An 18,437-nucleotide genomic window follows, 5' to 3' on the forward strand; every position below is an offset into this window, starting at 1 on the left:
CAGCACTTGCCTGGGCATTTTTTTGTTTATTTTTTGCCTAAATTTATTTTTTACCTAAAAGCTAAGCAATACAAACCTGTTGTAGAACTTCATCATCAAAAGTTTTCACAATAAGCTGGTTGCCTTCTAATAAACCATAGCTGGCAGGTAAACCATTGCGAGGAATCGTTATCGAGCCCGGATTAAAAAGATAAAGCTCATCCATCATTTCGGCAACTGGAATATGAGTATGACCAGAAACAATCACGTCACCTGCACGCAATTTGGGATGTTTATCTTTATTGTATAAATGACCATGGGTTAAAAATAGTCGCTGCCCTGTTGGCAATAAAACCCAATTAAAATCACTCATCAAAGGGAATTGGAGCAGCATCTGATCCACTTCACTATCACAATTACCGCGAACTGCCATAATACGATCAGCATAAGGGTTAAGAAGCTCAGAAACCTTAATTGGGTCATAACCACTTGGTAAGGCATTACGAGGACCGTGATTAAGAATATCACCCAGTAAAATAAGATACTCAGCACCACTTTGTTCAAAACGTTGTAGCATGTTATGGGTGCTTACCGCGCAACCATGAATATCTGAAGCAATAAATAATTTCATGACAAACTGTATAGATTGAGTAAAACACCAAGGAAGTCTACGCTAGTGCATTATTAATTGCCATTCCTTGCCATACTCATAAACAAGACAATTTTATACTCAGCAAAATGTTAGGGAGAGAAGAGTATGATGAACATATTAGTCACGGGTGGAACAGGGTTTATCGGAAAAGCCCTGCTGCGACATTTATCTCATAATCAGATTACTGTCCTTAGCCGCTCTCCTTTAAAAGCTTATGACTCACTAGGACATCACATTAAGATAATTGAAAACTTAGAGAGTTATGAGAATTTAGATCAGTTCGATGCCGTTATTAATCTAGCGGGCGAACCTATTATGAATAAGCGATGGACTGCCAGTCAAAAGGAGCTTATTTGTCGAAGTCGCTGGGCTTTAACACAATCTTTAGTCGATAAAATAAAAGCTGGAAGCAATCCGCCTCATACCTTTATTAGTGGTTCAGCCGTTGGAATTTATGGCAATACTGGGCCTGAACAAATCACAGAGGAATCAGAATATTTGACTCATCCTGATGACTTTGCCCAACACGTGTGTATGCGCTGGGAAAAAATAGCCCATCAAGCACAATCTGAGCAGACGCGAGTTTGTCTATTAAGAACAGGTATTGTATTAGCCAAACATGGCGGCGCTTTAGCAAAAATGCTTCCCGCTTATCAATTAGGATTAGGCGGAAAGCTGGGAAGTGGACAACAATATTTTCCATGGATTCATCTTAATGACATGGTAAAAGGCATCTTATATCTACTTAATCATCAAGATTTAAATGGGGTCTTTAATTTTACAGCCCCAAACCCAGTTACCAACCAAGAATTTAGTAAAACCTTAGCTCATGTCGTTAAACGCCCGCATTTGCTGACAACTCCTGCTTGGTTGCTAAAAACGGTTCTAGGTCAGTCTTCCAGCTTATTACTTGATAGCCAAAATATTTATCCAGAACACCTTATTCAAGCTGGGTTTCATTTTGTTTATCCTACATTGCAGCCAGCTTTAGAACATACTTTGGCACAACAACATTAAAATAGAGTCAATACAGATGCTTTCAATACTAATCACAGGCTGCAGCTCAGGAATTGGGTTTTATTGCGCTAAACAATTGCACCAAGCAGGACATCATGTCGTTGCAACCTGCCGAACGGAATACGATCATAAAGCGCTACAACAGCTTGGTATATCGACCGTCAATATGGAAATGAGTGATGATACATCAATCGAGAAAGGATTTGCTCAGGCATTAGCATTACTTAATGGCAACATAGATATTCTTTTTAATAATGCCGCTTATGGTCAACCAGGAGCGTTAGAAGATCTCCCTACCGAAGCGTTAAAAGAACAATTTGCCACTAATTTTTTCGGTTGGCACACCTTAACTCGCCTAACCATTAGCCAAATGCTCAAACAAAAAAGCGGTAAGATTGTGCAAAATAGCTCAGTATTGGGTTTAGTCGCAATGAAATATCGTGGAGCTTATAACGCCAGCAAATTTGCCATTGAAGGTTATACCGATACTTTACGATTAGAGTTGGCAGATACTCCTATTCACATATCTTTAATTGAACCTGGACCTATTGAAAGCCAATTTCGCGCGACCGCAAAACGTTATTTTGAACGCTACATCAATATTGAGCACTCTCGCCACAAACACTCATATCAACAAACTCTGGAACGGTTAGCGAACCCTTCTCCGTCTAATCGCTTCACACTACAGCCTGATGCGGTTTATCAACGCTTAATTTCTATCATCGAAGCAAAGCAACCTAAAGCACGATATTTTGTTACCCAACCAACCTATATTTTTGCTTTTTTACGTCGAGTTTTGCCAAGTCAGTTGTTAGATAAAATAGTGAGTAAAAGTCATTAATACTCAGCTCTCGTCATAATTGTGTCACACAACCACTATAGAGTAGATAAGGTAAATAGATAATCCCCGATTACTTTTTAGGTGTATAAATGACATTGCGCCAAATTAATCTACTTTGCGTCTGTGTAACACTAGCTCTTATGCTCACTTTTACTAACTGATTTATAAGCCCAAAGATCCTCTCTTTGGGCTTCTCAGTTTTAGTTATCCAACTTGATTCGCTAGGTTTGATCCCCATATATTAAGTATCTACCTTAAGAATGGAATACCTCTATGAATAGCTCATCTGTTATTGAAATTACCGAACAGAACTTACAGCAAGTCCTCGAACAATCCATGAGCTCTGTGGTTGTGATCAGCTTTTGGGCTCCCTCAATGCCTGAAACCGTAGAAGTTAATCGTACTCTTGAACAAATCAGTCAAGATTATCCTCAACTGATGACACTTGCGACACTAGATTGTGAGCGTCAACCTATGGTAGCAGGTCAATTTGGTGTACGAGGCCTTCCTACTGTTGCTGTATTTAAGAATGGTCAACCTGTTGATGGTTCAGCTGGGCCTCAAACAGAGCAAAGTCTGCGTGAAATGTTAGGCAAATATTTACCGAGTCCTGAAGAATTAGCATTAAAGCGCGCTTTATCATTAGTTGATCAAAAAGACTATCTACAGGCCTTACCGACCTTACGTCAACTTGCTCCTCAATTTCCTCAAGACAATATTGTTAATCTAGCTATTGCCGAATGCTTACTTGAAACGGCGCAATTTAATGAAGCCGAAGAAATATTAAATCAGATCCCAATGCAAGATCAGGATGCTAAGTACAAAGGACTACTGGCTAAACTTGAACTTCATAAAGAGGCTGCAGATTCACCAGAAATTCGAGAGCTTGAACAAAAATGGCAGTTAGAACCTAATAATTTTGAGGTAGGTTATGAGCTAGCGATCCAATACAGTCAGGCTAATCGTCATGAAGAAGCTTTAGAGATTCTACTATCAATTCTAAAAAAGGATCTAAATTTTGCCGATGGTCAAGCCAAAAAATCCATGCTTGATCTTCTTGCTGCACTAGGACAAGGCAACACATTAGCATCTCGTTATCGTCGCCAACTTTACGCCCTACTGTACTAATCTCTTTTAAATAGATAATAAAAAAGCTTCCACAAGGAAGCTTTTTTATTGAGCTATATTTTTTATTTTAGTTTGTTTTTTCAAAGACTAAGAACTTATCACCTGAATCTATAACCAAAGTATGGTTAATCAACTCAATACTCGTTGCACTACGCAAAATATTCAACATATTATTTTCTTGCGTAATTAACTCTGGTAAACACATCTTGCGCGTTACTGCTGGTAAAGTGAAATTCGTGCTTTGGCCATTTACAGAATTTAATTTACCTTTAAATGTATTACAGCCAGTAAAACCAGAGACTGTCATGTCATTTTCAATAACGATATTGGGTTGACGCTTGGTAATACCAGGTAAGTTCACTCCACCTTTTAATGTCCAGTCGCCAACAAATTTAGTTGATTCATTGAGTTGTTGATTAGAAAAACAACCGACTAATGTAGTACTTAGTAAGGCCAGAATAAGAACTTTAATATATTTCATTGCTACTTTCCCTCTCAAAATCTACTTCCTTAATCGCTTAATATTCAAACGAGTTTAGCCCGCCATCACATAAAATGGCTAAAAAAAGACTAAGGAAGAAAATTTCAAAAATAATGCCGGTGGTTTTTAATGGCCACCGGCATTGTTAAGACTTACTAAACAAAGTTAGTAAAGAGACAACCTTAAATTACTTAAGGATGATTTGAACTGAACGCTCGATTAGGTTAGCGCCGTTAGAATTACCAGCAACTAGTGGATCGTTGTTAGCAACAGAAGAAACAGTTAGACGAGATGCGTCGATACCGTTCGCTTCTAGGTACTCAGCAACACCTTGAGCACGTGCGTTAGATACTTTCTCGTTGATTGCTTTAGAACCAACAGAGTCTGTACGACCTACGATTTGTGCAGTAACTTCTGGGTTAGCATTCATTGTTGCAACAACTTCGTTTAGGTTGTAACGGCCGTAGTCGTTTAGCTTAGTTTGACCATTTTGGTATGGTAGAACGTAAGTAGAACGAGTTGCAGTTTGAACAGCTACTTCTTTAACTACTTCAACTTCGTTAGTGATAACTGCAGGAGCTACAGGTTGACCGAACTTGTAAGTCATACCCCAGTAAGCTTGAGTTAGATCTGCGTGACCTTTAGTTGTATCAAGGTTCTGGTAGTAATCTGCACCTACTTGAGTAGATAGCGCGTTAGTGATCTGGTAAGACAGACCTAGACCTGCAGTTGCAGAGAAGCTGTCTGAATGTAGGTGACCTAGGTTATCCCATGCTTCGTGACCTGACTCATTGTTGTCAGCGAAGATGTAAGAAGCACCAACTTTACCAAACGCAGATAGTTTCTGAGTTAGAGGTAGGTTACCTTTAATACCTAGAGTACCGATGTGCATATCAGCGTTACCTAGGTCATACATGAAGTCGTAGCTACCGTAAACACCAACATATTGGTTGAAGTCGTAACCAGCGTCTAGTTTAACGCTAGGAGCGTTAGTTTCGCCACCAAATACGCCTTCATCGTTGTTACCAACGTAACCCATACCTAGTGCACCACCGATCCACCAGCCATGGCCTTCACCTGAGTACCAGTGACCAGTTGCAGCAGATTTAGTTGCTACAGTGTTTGCATCAGTTGCAGTTGCGTCAGCTGCCATTGCAGAAGTTGCAACACCTAGAGATAGTGCAGCTAGTACAGATAGAGATAGAGATTTCAATTTCATTGTTAACTCCAATGCGTATTGCTTGAACTTTTCTAATTGTCCGTTCTTTTTATGTGCGTACTGTATTTTTTTGTGTGTATCGCAGAACGGCGTATGTCAGGAACGAGATACATTGTGTGATTAACGTCACTCAAAAGCAAATAATAAAAAACTATGTTCACAATTAATTGAGTTTTTTTTAGTAACGCCAAAAAAATGACTTCTGAAAAACCCTCTTTTAATCTCTACTCAAAGCAAGCACTAATTTATGAATTAAATTTATCTTCCGAAAGATATAAAAACATAATAAACAAAAGATAAATAAAAATAAAAACCAATCAAAAACAATTAATTACAGACACTTTACGCGTAGAGAAATTCCTTTACCTTGGCTAAAATCCTATTGTTCTGAGTTAATCTTCACGTTAAATTCAAGTCAAGAAACTAACACAATTTTACATTCATAAGATTTTTACATCTCTTCCCAAAATAAATTTTTTGGTAGGATTTATGATAAAAATAAACATCACTTTATTTTAGTGACTAGGAATTGAACTTATAAAGACATAAAATGTGATTGAACTCATACAAAGCACGTTCTTATATGATGATGACTCTAACGTCTTAAATATGCTCTATTGGATACACTGCGCTGTTTGCGCAGGCAATTAGCTCTATGCGGATAGCAAAATATGATCACCTATAAACATGGCAATGACCTTTTTGAACCACAAAAGAGTGCTTATACTGCCGACGATATAACAACAAAATTAAGCGCCAGTGAAACAAAGATTTTACAATACCTCATCGATAACAGTGGTGAGATAGTCAGTAGAGAAACATTATTAGACATTGGGTGGCCAGAAAAAATTGTCGTGCCCAACTCTTTAAATGTTGCGATCGCTAATCTTCGAAAGGCGTTTAAAACAAAAAATGAAATCATCATTACCATCAAAGGCGCAGGGTTCACTGTTGCCAAAAACACCTTTGTAAAGCAACAACAGACCATCAATGAAGAAGAATTATCTCAGGAAACTCTTGAGGCCGTTGATGTGTCTCAACCAAGCATTTTAGATGTCAAAACTGAAGCTAATATTCCAAAAGAGTCGTTGCTTCAAGGAGAATGTAGAAACAAGCACAAAGTTAACTGGCAAAGATCTTGTACAGCCATTCTTTCAGTATTCGCTGTATTATGGGTATTGTTATGGCTCAGTAGTTGGCAAACACCACCCTGCGTTGCATTTGAAAATCAAAAAGTGTGTGGCAACATCGAATTGTTAAAACCAGGGCAATTACCAAAAGATAAAGACGGCACGCTATACATTGATATGATGGGTAAGATTCATGCGCAAAACTAAAATTCTATTAGTAGTTATAGGCTTACTATTTCTCTACCCATTGATAAATGGCATGGGATGTGATTTTAACCTTGAGTATAAGATTCCAGGTCATGAGCGTTTTGGCAGTTGTAAGTTTGGGCAATATACACTTATTGATTACCCGGACCCAGAGAAGGGAAATGGCTATATTGTACTAAAAGGTCTCTATTTCTACGCCTTTGGTAATGCAGGACTATTAATTACCAATCATGAAGACCATACGAAAGAGATCACCAATGCGTCTATTGATAGCGTTAATAATGCCAATCGACGGTTTTGGCGCCAAGCTAAAATCTCTCACTTTGGCAATAATGAGGTAATGTTCTACTCCAATCGACCTAAAAACCAACTGCTGATTGTTCCTTATAAAGGAAAATTGTCACTAGGTGATTCTGAACATTAAAGCTTTTCATTACTCAACCCTTCAATAATAGGGCAACATGAATGCTCATTCCCTGGGCACTGCTTAGTGAGTGTTTCCAGGGTATGTTTCATTTGAATTAACTCACTGATCTTATGATCGATATCTTTCAATTTGGCGATAGCTTTTTGTTTTACATCAGCACTACGTCGATTAGGATCGCGAGACAGCGCCAATAGCTCACGACACTCTTCTAAGGAAAATCCCACTAAGCGAGAGCGTTTTATCAATAACAGTTCAGCTAAGTGCCCATCATTATAATAGCGATAACCATTATCAGCTCGCATAGGGGGAGTAATAATGCCCTTATCTTCATAAAAGCGAATGGTTTTTGTTGTTAAGTCAGTTTTTTTTGCAATATCACTAATATTCACAGTGCAACCTTTCTGTATCTGGAATCTTTTTAAACCTTAATTCATTTTATGATTAGTATCAAACTTCGACTTTCTCTCGTCATCTCAATAAAATATACCTCATAAAAATAAATATTGACCTTCCCCTTGATGGAAGGTTTATTCTACATACAGTTGAATAATCTTATTTAAGGTCATGCTATGTCTAGATTTGATCTACCAATGCAAAATGTACGTTGCATGGGATGCGTTAAAAAGATCCGTGCGGCTATTGAAACCTTACCTAACACCGTCATTCATGATATTGATACCGATCATATTGATGTTAGCAGTGATGCCCCACTTTCTAGTCTGTTTTCTATCATCGAAGAGTTAGGCTATAACGTGGGTTATCATTATCAATTTTCCTTACAAGGTCTTTCTTGTGGTCATTGCGTTGCTAAAGTGGAAGCCGCGCTTAAAGCACGAAGTGATGTTGTAAGTTATCAAGTAAGTACCGCAAGCCTTGATGTAACAGGGGCAATAAGTAAGCAGTCACTTATCGAGTTAATTGATAGTCTCGGTTATCAAGCTCTAGATGCTTCAGACTCTCTTCTAGATGAATCCGAACCAACGACAATAACGTTATATTTATCAGGACTTTCCTGTGGTAAATGTGTCGCAAAACTCAAAGCCGCTTTTGAAGCTCAATCTGTTTCTGTTCTTGAAATAGAGACAAAACATGCTGTTGTTTCATCAAATCTCAATGCGGAGCAATTGCTTACTATTGTTACCGATGCAGGCTATCAAGCCAGTTTAACTGAGCTACAAGACACTCAGCCAGTTGAAGGGGTTGTAATAACAGAAGAAGTATCACAGCCTACTGAGAATAAACAGAGTATTGCCACAACTCAGCAATTTCTGTTATCTGGGATGACGTGTGCTAGTTGTGTGGCTTCAGTAGAGAAAGCAATCGCTAGTGTTACCGGGGTAGAGTCTGTAAACGTCAATTTAGCAGAGAGAACTGCACTTGTTAGTGGCGATGGTCAAACTCAAGCTATCATCCATGCTGTTGAACAAGCAGGATACGGTGCAGAGCTAAGTGAAAATGAAGACGAACGCCGTGCTCGCCAACAAGAGCAAAACAGTCAAACCTATAAAACTCACATTAAAAACTCTATTACTGCACTGGTTGTAGGTATTCCACTTATGGCGTGGGGTGTTTTTGGTGGAAATATGATGATTAACTCAACCAGCAGCCAAATTAGCTGGGGTATCATTGGATTAATTACATTATGGCTACTTTGTACTGTTGGTAAGCACTTCTATATAAATGCATGGAAAGCGTTTCTTCACCATCGTGCCACTATGGATACTTTAGTTGCCCTTGGTACAGGTGCTGCGTGGATTTTCTCGATGTTGATCGTCATTATGCCTAACGTATTCCCACCTGCGGCGCGTCATGTTTATTTTGAAGCCTCAGCGATGATCTTAGGTTTAATTACATTGGGTCACGCTTTAGAATCTCGTGCTCGTAGCCAGACTTCAAAAGCATTAGAGCGTCTTATAGATTTGCAGCCTCAAACCGCCATCATTGTTGAAAATGGGGTTGAAGTTGAACGTCCATTAAGCGATGTGACAGAAGGCATGACATTGCGCCTTCATCCAGGAGCTAAGGTGCCTGTTGACGGCATTGTTTTAAACGGCCAAAGTTATATTGATGAATCGATGTTAACAGGAGAACCGATTCCTGCGAATAAAACGGCAGGAGAAAAGGTTCATGCTGGTACCATTAACCAACATGGTAGCATACTGTTTAAAGCCGAGCAGATTGGTGCTAATACGATGTTATCGCGTATTATTCAATTAGTTCGTCAAGCTCAAAGCAGTAAACCAGCGTTAGCTCGATTAGCCGATAAGATCTCTTCGATCTTTGTACCATCTGTCATGATCATTGCTATCGTCACCGCTATGGTTTGGTACTATTTTGGCCCTGCTCCCTCATCTATTTATATGTTAGTAGCAGCGACAACGGTTCTTATCATTGCTTGTCCTTGTGCTTTAGGATTAGCAACGCCAATGTCTGTAACCGTTGGGGTTGGCCGAGCTGCTGAAATGGGGATCTTGATCCGAGATGCAGAAGCAATGCAGTTAGCAGCCGATGTTGATACTGTTGTATTAGATAAAACCGGAACCTTAACCGAGGGTAAACCTGCTCTTACTCAAACCATAGCTTTAGCTAACTTAAACGATGAGCAAATTATCCAGCTAGCAGCAAGCTTAGAACAAGGTTCTGAACACCCTCTTGCGATTGCGATTTTAGATGCAGCAAAAGAGAAACAGCTAACATTAACAAAACCCATTAATTTTACCGCTCGCCCAGGCTTTGGGGTTTCAGGGGATGTAAACCAAACAAACATCAGTTTAGGTAATGCTCGTTTAATGGCAGAGCACAGTATTGATGTGGCTCATTATCAAGAGCAAACAACTGAGATTGCATCACAAGGTGCAACCCCTATTTATGTGGCAGTTGATAACACATTAGTCGGAATTCTCGCTATCAGTGACCCACTTCGCGAAGACTCCATTACGGCAGTTGCTCGTATGCAGAAAATGGGACTGAATGTGGTGATGCTAACGGGTGATACTGAAGTTACCGCTCAAGCTATTGCGAAAAAAGTGGGAATTGAAACCGTAATTGCAGGGGTTCTGCCAGACGGAAAAGCGGAACAAGTAGCCAAATTGCAACAACAAGGCCACAAAGTCGCCATGGTTGGTGATGGCATTAACGATGCTCCGGCTCTAGCTCGAGCAGAAGTTGGTATCGCAATGGGTAGTGGTAGTGATGTCGCTATTGAAAGTGCTCAATTTACCTTAATGCGTCATTCGTTACATGCTGTAGCTGATGCGTTAGAGCTATCAAAAGCAACCCTTAAGAACATGAAAGAAAACTTGTTTGGTGCCTTTGTCTATAACAGCCTAGGTATCCCAGTTGCTGCTGGTATTTTATACCCAATTACAGGAACCCTACTTAGCCCTGTGATTGCAGGTGCAGCTATGGCGTTATCGTCAATTACGGTTGTGACCAACGCAAACCGCTTACGTCTGTTCAAACCTCAACATAAGGACTAATAATATGTGTTTTCTATTTGGTGTTGCCGCTATTGGTTTGATTGTGTGGTGGTTTTGGTTACATCCTAAAGCGCGTTAATCATACCTAAAATTATAGCGAGTCATAATCTGATTTAATATCAAAGGTGCAGAGAATAAATGTCTGCACCTTTTTCTTTAGCTAAAAGTTCGCTATGGTAATTTTCTAACCTTCATAGGATAAAACTTAATGCGAAAATATATTTATGCTCTGTTATTACCATTTCTCTCTTTTTCTGCATTAAGTGCCCCCCTTGTATGGCAAGCACAAAAAGGGGATGTGAATTTTTACTTCTTAGGCTCCATTCATGCAGGTAAGAAAACCTTTTATCCTCTTCCTTCTGAGTTTATGGAACATTGGTCTAGCGCTAATGCTCTGATTGTTGAAGCAAATATCTTGTCATCAACTGAGGTAAAACCAGATTTATCAGGCCCAACAACCGAGCAACAGTTAACGCCTAAGCAGCAAGAACAGTTAAAAGTTATTAGTGATACCCTTTCGCTACCCTATTCCCATCTATTGGCGATGCCACCTTGGTTATCTGCCATTAATTTACAAATGGCACTGACAAATCAATTAGGTTTAGATCCGCAACAAGGTGTGGATTATCAACTACTATTAAAAGCTCAACACGATAAGTTACCAATAAAAGAGCTTGAAGGTGTTGAACAACAGTTTGCCCTACTCGCAAACCTTCCTGAGCATGGGACTCCTATGTTGCAAGAAACAGTCACCAATTGGGAACAACTAAAGCAAGATATGGCAGATTTAATTACCGCTTGGCAAACCGGTGATCAAACAAAGCTCAATCAGCTTTTTACTAATAGTCAGTTTGATGATCAAAGTGATGAACAATTAATATTTGGCAGGAATAAGCAATGGGCCCATATTTTAAGCGATCCAAAACAGTATCCTGCGGGTAATTATTTAGTGGTGGTCGGCGCATTTCACTTGCTTGGTGACAAGGGAGTTCCTGCTTTATTAGCGAAAGAAGGATTTATCGTTAAGCGAGTAAGCGAGTAAGCGAGTAAGCGAGTAAGCGAGTAAGCGAGTAAGCGAGTAAGCGAGTAAGCGAGTAAGCGAGTAAGCGAGTAAGCGAGTAAGCGAGTAAGCGAGTTTTCTCCGAAATAAAAAAACAAGCAATATATTAGTTATCAAAAAGCTTCATCATTTGACGAAGCTTTTTGATTACAATCAACTACGACGAGCAAGATGTCGTTCTCGATTATCGAGTTTTTTCTCTGGGCTTTTCTTTAACATTACATATACAGCACCACAGCCACCATGTTGACGAAGAGCCGAGTGGTATCCCATTACATCACTAATTTGCTCAAGCCATGTTGCTAAGTAGCTTTTCATTAATGCAGGTGGATTAGATCTCTCACCTTTGCCATGAACAATTAAGACACTGCGGATATCAAGCCGCTGACATTGCTTTAAGAACTTTAATACCTCTTCTCGTGCTTCTTTCAATGTCTTTCGGTGAAGGTCTAATCGAGCTTGAATTTCATATTTGCCAAGTCTTAACTTTCGAATGACCCCTTCTTGCACACCATCTCTCTTAAACTCTAACATATCGTCAGGTTTAACCATCTTGGCATAATCAATTGAAAGATATTCAGGATCACTGTCAGATAGAGTTTGAGCTGCTAACTGTCGAGCTAATTGCGCATCAGTTACATTGAATTTATTAGTGACTTCTACTGTGTCTTGTTTTATTGGCGAGACATCCGCCATCATCTCTCGAAAGAGATCCAATTCATTATTATCTGACATAACACTTCACGAGTTCATCAAGCGATATGTTAATTATAAAATTGAACTAGGCTTGCGGCTATCTTTTCATTTTTAACAAATAGACTTTGCTGCATATATAACCACAATTTGCTTTTTAATCTTATTTAGTAGACGTGAAATATACTGAAAATGCATTTTACCAATATTCTACTGACCATTTAGGCCAGAATTATGATTAATAATTAACCGCAAGCAGAGTGGTTAATGTGTGACAAATGTATCTAAGTTGTTGCTAATGCTACTATTGAGCTACTGAGATTGATTAAAATTGCTAGGAGTTGATCGAATGACGAGCAATGGATTCAATTTCATAAAAAAATACCGCAGAAAATACTGTATAGCTCTTGCGTTACGAAAAATGCTGAGTATTATAGTCGACCTCGACACGATAGAGTCGAAACAAAGTCGGTGAATAGCGCAGTTTGGTTGAGCATCTCTGCTCTTCGGTAAACAGCGGACCAGAGGGTCGGGAGTTCCTGATCTATCTAAAAGCAATAGCCTCTTCACCGACCACTATTTCAAGTAGTGGTATTTATTACCGTTGCTTACAGTCGGTGAATAGCGCAGTTTGGTAGCGCATCTGGTTTGGGACCAGAGGGTCGGGGGTTCGAATCCCTCTTCACCGACCACTATTTCAGGTAGTGGTATTTATTACCGTTGCTTACAGTCGGTGAATAGCGCAGTTTGGTAGCGCATCTGGTTTGGGACCAGAGGGTCGGGGGTTCGAATCCCTCTTCACCGACCACTATTTCAAGTAGTGGTATTTATTACCGTTACTTACAGTCGGTGAATAGCGCAGTTTGGTAGCGCATCTGGTTTGGGACCAGAGGGTCGGGGGTTCGAATCCCTCTTCACCGACCACTATTTCAAGTAGTGGTATTTATTACCGTTACTTACAGTCGGTGAATAGCGCAGTTTGGTAGCGCATCTGGTTTGGGACCAGAGGGTCGGGGGTTCGAATCCCTCTTCACCGACCACTATTTCAAGTAGTGGTATTTATTACCGTTACTTACAGTCGGTGAATAGCGCAGTTTGGTAGCGCATCTGGTTTGGGACCAGAGGGTCGGGGGTTCGAATCCCTCTTCACCGACCACTATTTCAAGTAGTGGTATTTATTACCGTTACTTACAGTCGGTGAATAGCGCAGTTTGGTAGCGCATCTGGTTTGGGACCAGAGGGTCGGGGGTTCGAATCCCTCTTCACCGACCACTTATTAGGAAGCCTTGTCGAAAGACAAGGCTTTTTTATTATCTGTTAAAAATTAGAAATCTACCATTTCGATTCTAAACCGTAATAACCACTCTTAAGGCGAGTAGAATCAACACTACCCCTGACAGTTGATCAATAATCTTCGCCCTACTCTTTAGTTTGTCCAAAATATTGGCATGAGAGAGAACTAACGCAATTAAGGTATACCAAAGGCCATCGACAATTAAAGGCGTTAAAACAATAGTTGCCTTTGCACTCCAATCATTTCCAACGGATACAAATTGACTAAAAAGCGCGATAAAAAAGAGCGCAAGCTTAGGATTTAGTAACGATATCATCGCACCATCTCGTGCTGCTTCACCTAATGAAGAGTGCTTTCCTGCTTGTAATTTTGCAGCAATCCCCCCCTTAGATCTTAACGCGTTGATACCAAGATACGCTAAATAACCCGCACCTAGATAAGTAATTAAGGTAAATACTTGTGGTGATTGCTTCAGTACTACAGCCAATCCTAATAGCGTCATCACCGCATAACAGCCAACACCACAAGCATGAGCCCAAGAAGTAATAATTCCGTGCTGTCTTCCCCCAGCCAATGTATGCTTTACCACAACAGCTAAGCTAGGCCCAGGAGACATCGCCCCCAATAAGCAAACAAAAAATAATGAAAACCAAATTGTTATTGTCACGGTATCACCTACATCCCTGTATGTATTGATTAATTAGCTTCTTAATAGCGTTATTAGTTGGCATTAATCCACTTTGCCAATCGGTGCAAACTTACCATTTGTTAAGGAAACCAAGTCTTTTGCCGCTAATTCAATATCTAATCCACGGCGGCCAGCACTTACAAAAATAGTCTCAAATTGTTCAGCCCCGGCATCCACAAAAGTTGGTAGACGCTTTTTCTGACCCAAAGGGCTTATACCACCGACAATATAACCCGTTACTTTTTCTGCCAATTTAGGATCGGCCATTTCAGCTTTTTTACCACCAGCAGCTTTTGCAGCCGCCTTAAGATCAAGCATGCCAGAAACAGGCACAACGGCAACAGCCAGATTTTTTGCATCACCATTTAAGGAAAATAACAGCGTCTTAAACACTCGGTCAGGATCAATACCTAATACCTCAGCCGCTTCGTGACCAAAGTTAGTATTGGATGGATCATGTTCATACTGATGGACGTCGTACTTAATACCGTGTTTTTTCGCTAGCTTAATTGCCGGAGTCATAGTCACTACTCTTGCTAAATTTGTATTACACGATCAGATAGTCTGATCATAAAAACTAAACTATATACCGCATATTTGTAAGACAAAACCCTAAAAACAAAAAACGGCCCATATCAGGCCGTTTTTTAATAGTAATGATTGCTTATTTATAAACAATCTCACCTTTTGGTGCGAACTTGTTAACATCAATAGGACTGTGTTTATGCAGATACTCTTTTAGTACTTCAGCATCAACAAAGCCAGTATTTACATATCCTGCATGATCCGCGATTTTTGGATAACCATCGCCGCCAGCAGCGTTAAAGCTTGGAATTGTAAAGCGATAGGTCGCTGTTGGATTTAATGCTTTACCACCAATCTTCACATCATGAACTTTGTTGTTCTCAACAACCATAGACACACCATAGAATTGGGCATAAGCGCCAGAATCTACAGGCTTAGTTGCTACAACATTTAAGTAATCAAGTACTTCGTTACCTGTCATATCAACATAAGTCACAATGTTTCCAAACGGCTGAACGGTCAGTACATCTTTATAAGTGATGTTACCTGCAGGAATCGAGTCACGCACACCGCCTGAGTTCATCACAGCAAAATCAGCTTTTGCACGCTCCATATGTGCTGCAGCAATTAAACGACCAAGGTTTGTCTGCTCAAAACGAACAACATTACGATCACCTTCTAGCTTACCGTTAGACTCTGCAATCTTAATATTTAACTGCTCTTGACCCTTATCTTGATATGGTGTTAAGAATTTAAGCACTTCTTGGTTTTGCGCGATTTCTGGCTGAATAAAGACACGCTGTTTAGAGCCATCAGCAAGTGTTACTTTCTTTTTCAAGTTCACAGGAATCAGATCATAGCTGACCATATTCAACTCACCGTTTTTAAACTCAAAATCGGCGCGACCTACATATTTACCCCATTCGTGAGCTTGAACAATCCAAGTTCCATTCTGCTGGTCTGGAGTACACTTTTCACCTGGCTGATAGTTTTTATCACTGACGTTTTTCGCTTCCATACAAACAGGTTCTTGGGAGTGACCACCCACAATCATATCCAGTTCACCAGAAGGTAGGAAACGAGCTAGAGCCACATCGCCAGGAGCGTTAACACCACGCTTACCATCTTCATAATGGCCCATGTGTGTTGCGGCAATAATAATGTCTGGGTTCTCTGTCTTCTTAAGTTCTGCGATAACTTTTTTTGCTTCTACTTTAGGATCGCGAAACTCTATCTCACCAATATATTCCGGGTTACCAATCTTCGCTGTATCTTCTGTTGTCAAACCAATAACCGCAATTTTAAGCCCTTGCTGAGTGAAAATTTGGTATGGCTGGAATAGGCGCTTCCCTGTTTTTTTATCGTAAATGTTAGCAGATAGCATTGGGAAATTGGCCCATGCTTCTTGCTTACGCAATACGTCTAAAGGATTATCGAACTCGTGGTTACCAAGCGCCATAGCATCATAACCCAATAGGTTCATACCCTTAAAATCAGGCTCGGCATCTTGAAGGTCAGATTCTGGAACACCGGTGTTGATATCACCACCAGATAATAAAAGTGAAGTACCACCCTCAGCCTTAATTTCAGCACGCAACTTATCTAGTAGAGTCTTACGTGCGGCCATACCATATTCGCCATTATTGTTTTGCCAAAAACGGCCATGGTGATCATTGGTATGCAATACCGTAAAGCGATAAGTTTTATCCGCATCCCACCCAGGTTGGTCAGCTTGGCTAGCACAACCGGATAACGCAGCCAGTAAAAGTGCACTTAATGCTGTTTTTGCAAATAGGCGTTGCTTCATGATATCCACCTTCATTGTGTTCAAAATCCTTCTTTACACATCCCGTTAATATGCAAAGACACAAAAATGAGCCTGTTGTGCGAGATAAAAGCAAAACATGGCAATTAAAAGTGGGCACAGTTTAGAGGAAATAGAAAACGGTTGCGGTAGGTTTTCACAAATCTGTTGGAAAGATCACTTTAATGCTTATAGGTCATTAAAAAAAGATGATGAATACCACAAAAAAGCCTCGGCAAAACCGAGGCTTATAATAATATCAATAGATTGTTTTGAACCAGATCACATTACGCTTTATTGATACGGCTAGAGTGCTTTAACAAAATAGCGACCACTGCAGCAACCGCAAGGAAAATACAGTAATAAGAGTGCGCTACAACCTCTAGAGGCGACAACTTAAATACCGAGCCTAACAATAACGCCTGAGCTCCATATGGAAGTAACCCTTGAATAACACATGAGAATATATCTAATAAACTTGCTGCACGTCTTGGCGTTACCCCATTTTCATCAGCTAATTCACGCGCCACACTACCAGAAACAATAATGGCAACCGTATTATTAGCAGTACAACAGTTCGTTAAACTTACAAGACCGGCAATACCAAATTCACTAGCACGTAGATTCTCATTTGCTGAGTGCTTTTTACTAAATACTCGAATAATACGGCTAATCAATTGAGTCAGATACGCTAAGCCACCTTGGCGACGCATCATCTCCCCCATACCACCAATCAGCATAGAAAGTAAAAAGATCTCCTGCATATTACCAAAACCAGCATAGATATCTTTTGCAAAGTTGCCTAAATGATAGCTTGGCTCACTAAAGAGACCGACACCACCGGCTAATAAAATCCCTAAGCTCAGCACGACAAAAACGTTCACCCCAGCAACAGCCAATACTAAAATGGTCACATACGGTAGTACTTTTAACCATTCAATCGCTTCAGTTGCAGGCACTTCAGAGCTATTGCTGCTTGCTGCAAACACAACCAGTGCAACAATCGCTGCAGGTAGAGCAATCTTAATATTTTCACGGAATTTATCCTTCATCTGACAACCCTGAGAACGTGTAGCAGCAATGGTGGTATCTGAGATGATCGATAAGTTATCACCAAACATAGCGCCACTTAATACCACGCCAGCCGTTAATGCCACATCCATATCAGCCGCTTGTGCAATGCCAAGAGCAACGGGAGCAACAGCGGCAATGGTTCCCATAGATGTACCCATAGCGGTTGCGATAAATGCTGAGATAATAAAAATGCCAGGTAAAATGAGCTCAGCAGGAAGCATCGACAGACCAAAGTTTACAGTTGCATCTACCCCACCTGTCGCCTTTGCCACTGCAGCAAAAGCACCAGCTAGAAGGTAGATCATACACATCGCAATAATATCGCCATGGCCAACACCACGGATAAATTGCTCAATGGCTTTATTGAGTTTTTCTTTACTTAATAAAATCGCCACAATAACCGCAGGTAATGCTGCAACAGGAGCAGGCAATTGATAAAAAGCAAAATCAACGCCCTGCATTGTGAGGTAACTACCTACACCAATAAATAAGGCTAAGAATATCCCAAGAGGTAACAATGCCAGCAGGGACGGGGCTGGGCTCGTTTCATTTTGTTGTGTTGTGTTTGACATAGATGACTACTGGACATCGAAATAATTATAAGTGTGAACTAAGACTAAAGGCATGCACTATAGCTGTCAACAGTAGACGTCTATACCGCTAAAATAATAGCTCTAGCGTATTTTATTCGTGTTTCTAATTATTCCTATATGGTGTTATTTTTTTGACACCAAAGCGA

16 protein-coding genes and 7 tRNA genes are annotated in these 18,437 nt (G+C 40.2%); 14 read left to right on the forward strand and 9 right to left on the reverse strand.

The features are described from left to right. Positions 1–61: 61 nt before the first annotated feature. Complete coding sequence (gene yfcE, locus WAX86_RS11110) at positions 62–610, reverse strand: phosphodiesterase (RefSeq protein WP_065171659.1); 549 nt, start codon at positions 608–610, stop codon at positions 62–64. Between the two features lie 129 nt (positions 611–739). On the opposite strand from yfcE, the gene WAX86_RS11115 reads away from it, so the two are divergent. The 3 genes from WAX86_RS11115 (at position 740) to WAX86_RS11125 (ending at position 3,617) form a co-directional block, all read left to right on the forward strand. Then, complete coding sequence (locus WAX86_RS11115; RefSeq protein ID WP_239974030.1) at positions 740–1,648, forward strand: TIGR01777 family oxidoreductase; 909 nt, start codon at positions 740–742, stop codon at positions 1,646–1,648. 16 nt (positions 1,649–1,664) lie between these two features. Continuing rightward, complete coding sequence (locus tag WAX86_RS11120) at positions 1,665–2,489, forward strand: SDR family NAD(P)-dependent oxidoreductase (protein WP_341488825.1); 825 nt, start codon at positions 1,665–1,667, stop codon at positions 2,487–2,489. 273 nt (positions 2,490–2,762) lie between these two features. Beyond that, positions 2,763–3,617 (forward strand): co-chaperone YbbN, encoded by an 855-nt coding sequence (locus WAX86_RS11125; RefSeq protein ID WP_065171661.1) that lies wholly within the window; start codon positions 2,763–2,765, stop codon positions 3,615–3,617. Positions 3,618–3,684: 67 nt separating this feature from the next. On the opposite strand, the gene WAX86_RS11130 is transcribed toward WAX86_RS11125, so the two are convergent. Together WAX86_RS11130 and WAX86_RS11135 are read right to left on the reverse strand one after the other, a co-directional pair. Then, a complete protein-coding gene (locus tag WAX86_RS11130) occupies positions 3,685–4,098 on the reverse strand; it encodes an META domain-containing protein (RefSeq protein WP_044174818.1) in 414 nt (137 codons plus the stop codon). Between the two features lie 187 nt (positions 4,099–4,285). Beyond that, the gene (locus WAX86_RS11135) at positions 4,286–5,317 is read right to left on the reverse strand and encodes an OmpA family protein (protein WP_068968995.1); all 1,032 of its coding nucleotides are present in this window, start codon (positions 5,315–5,317) and stop codon (positions 4,286–4,288) included. A 671-nt stretch (positions 5,318–5,988) separates the two neighbouring features. Between WAX86_RS11135 and WAX86_RS11140 the strand changes: the two genes are divergently transcribed. Both WAX86_RS11140 and WAX86_RS11145 read left to right on the forward strand, forming a co-directional pair. Continuing rightward, positions 5,989–6,654, forward strand: coding sequence for a winged helix-turn-helix domain-containing protein (locus WAX86_RS11140; RefSeq protein ID WP_044174814.1), 666 nt, complete (start codon positions 5,989–5,991; stop codon positions 6,652–6,654). Further along, positions 6,641–7,078 carry a hypothetical protein gene (locus WAX86_RS11145; protein ID WP_044174812.1) on the forward strand — a complete coding sequence of 146 codons (438 nt, stop codon included), beginning with the start codon at positions 6,641–6,643 and terminating at the stop codon, positions 7,076–7,078. The genes WAX86_RS11140 and WAX86_RS11145 overlap by 14 nt, the downstream gene beginning before the upstream one ends. Here WAX86_RS11145 and cueR read toward each other — a convergent pair. Beyond that, positions 7,075–7,470 carry a Cu(I)-responsive transcriptional regulator gene (gene cueR / locus WAX86_RS11150; protein ID WP_036763374.1) on the reverse strand — a complete coding sequence of 132 codons (396 nt, stop codon included), beginning with the start codon at positions 7,468–7,470 and terminating at the stop codon, positions 7,075–7,077. The two genes, WAX86_RS11145 and cueR, sit on opposite strands and share 4 nt — an antisense overlap. Positions 7,471–7,650: 180 nt before the next feature. On the opposite strand from cueR, the gene WAX86_RS11155 reads away from it, so the two are divergent. Then, entirely contained in the window at positions 7,651–10,560 is a 2,910-nt protein-coding gene (locus WAX86_RS11155; protein WP_341488826.1) for a copper-translocating P-type ATPase, read from the forward strand. 208 nt (positions 10,561–10,768) lie between these two features. Then, the gene (locus WAX86_RS11160; RefSeq protein ID WP_188007760.1) at positions 10,769–11,602 is read left to right on the forward strand and encodes a TraB/GumN family protein; all 834 of its coding nucleotides are present in this window, start codon (positions 10,769–10,771) and stop codon (positions 11,600–11,602) included. Positions 11,603–11,773: 171 nt separating this feature from the next. On the opposite strand, the gene smrA is transcribed toward WAX86_RS11160, so the two are convergent. Beyond that, complete coding sequence (smrA, locus tag WAX86_RS11165) at positions 11,774–12,355, reverse strand: DNA endonuclease SmrA (RefSeq protein WP_005298091.1); 582 nt, start codon at positions 12,353–12,355, stop codon at positions 11,774–11,776. A gap of 427 nt (positions 12,356–12,782) precedes the next feature. On the opposite strand from smrA, the gene WAX86_RS11170 reads away from it, so the two are divergent. The 7 genes from WAX86_RS11170 to WAX86_RS11200 all read left to right on the forward strand — a co-directional run bounded on the left by WAX86_RS11170 (position 12,783) and on the right by WAX86_RS11200 (position 13,585). After that, a tRNA-OTHER gene (locus WAX86_RS11170) sits at positions 12,783–12,889 on the forward strand. A 39-nt stretch (positions 12,890–12,928) separates the two neighbouring features. Beyond that, positions 12,929–13,005 (forward strand) — tRNA-Pro (locus WAX86_RS11175). Positions 13,006–13,044: 39 nt separating this feature from the next. Further along, positions 13,045–13,121, forward strand: a tRNA-Pro gene (locus WAX86_RS11180). Positions 13,122–13,160: 39 nt separating this feature from the next. Beyond that, a tRNA-Pro gene (locus WAX86_RS11185) sits at positions 13,161–13,237 on the forward strand. Positions 13,238–13,276: 39 nt separating this feature from the next. Continuing rightward, a tRNA-Pro gene (locus WAX86_RS11190) sits at positions 13,277–13,353 on the forward strand. Between the two features lie 39 nt (positions 13,354–13,392). Continuing rightward, positions 13,393–13,469, forward strand: a tRNA-Pro gene (locus WAX86_RS11195). Between the two features lie 39 nt (positions 13,470–13,508). Continuing rightward, positions 13,509–13,585: transfer RNA gene (locus WAX86_RS11200), tRNA-Pro, on the forward strand. Between the two features lie 74 nt (positions 13,586–13,659). Here WAX86_RS11200 and WAX86_RS11205 read toward each other — a convergent pair. The 4 genes from WAX86_RS11205 to WAX86_RS11220 form a co-directional block, all read right to left on the reverse strand. After that, a complete protein-coding gene (locus WAX86_RS11205) occupies positions 13,660–14,274 on the reverse strand; it encodes a LysE family translocator (RefSeq protein ID WP_341488827.1) in 615 nt (204 codons plus the stop codon). Between the two features lie 63 nt (positions 14,275–14,337). After that, a complete protein-coding gene (gene ybaK, locus WAX86_RS11210) occupies positions 14,338–14,817 on the reverse strand; it encodes a Cys-tRNA(Pro) deacylase (protein ID WP_044174803.1) in 480 nt (159 codons plus the stop codon). A 142-nt stretch (positions 14,818–14,959) separates the two neighbouring features. Then, positions 14,960–16,627: a bifunctional UDP-sugar hydrolase/5'-nucleotidase UshA gene (gene ushA, locus WAX86_RS11215; protein ID WP_036764845.1), complete on the reverse strand. Its 1,668-nt coding sequence runs from the start codon at positions 16,625–16,627 to the stop codon at positions 14,960–14,962. Positions 16,628–16,911: 284 nt separating this feature from the next. Further along, positions 16,912–18,270: a Na+/H+ antiporter NhaC family protein gene (locus tag WAX86_RS11220; protein ID WP_005298083.1), complete on the reverse strand. Its 1,359-nt coding sequence runs from the start codon at positions 18,268–18,270 to the stop codon at positions 16,912–16,914. Positions 18,271–18,437: the final 167 nt, after the last annotated feature.

Source organism: Photobacterium damselae subsp. damselae, assembly GCF_038086725.1.
GTDB classification, from domain to species: Bacteria; Pseudomonadota; Gammaproteobacteria; order Enterobacterales; family Vibrionaceae; genus Photobacterium; species Photobacterium damselae.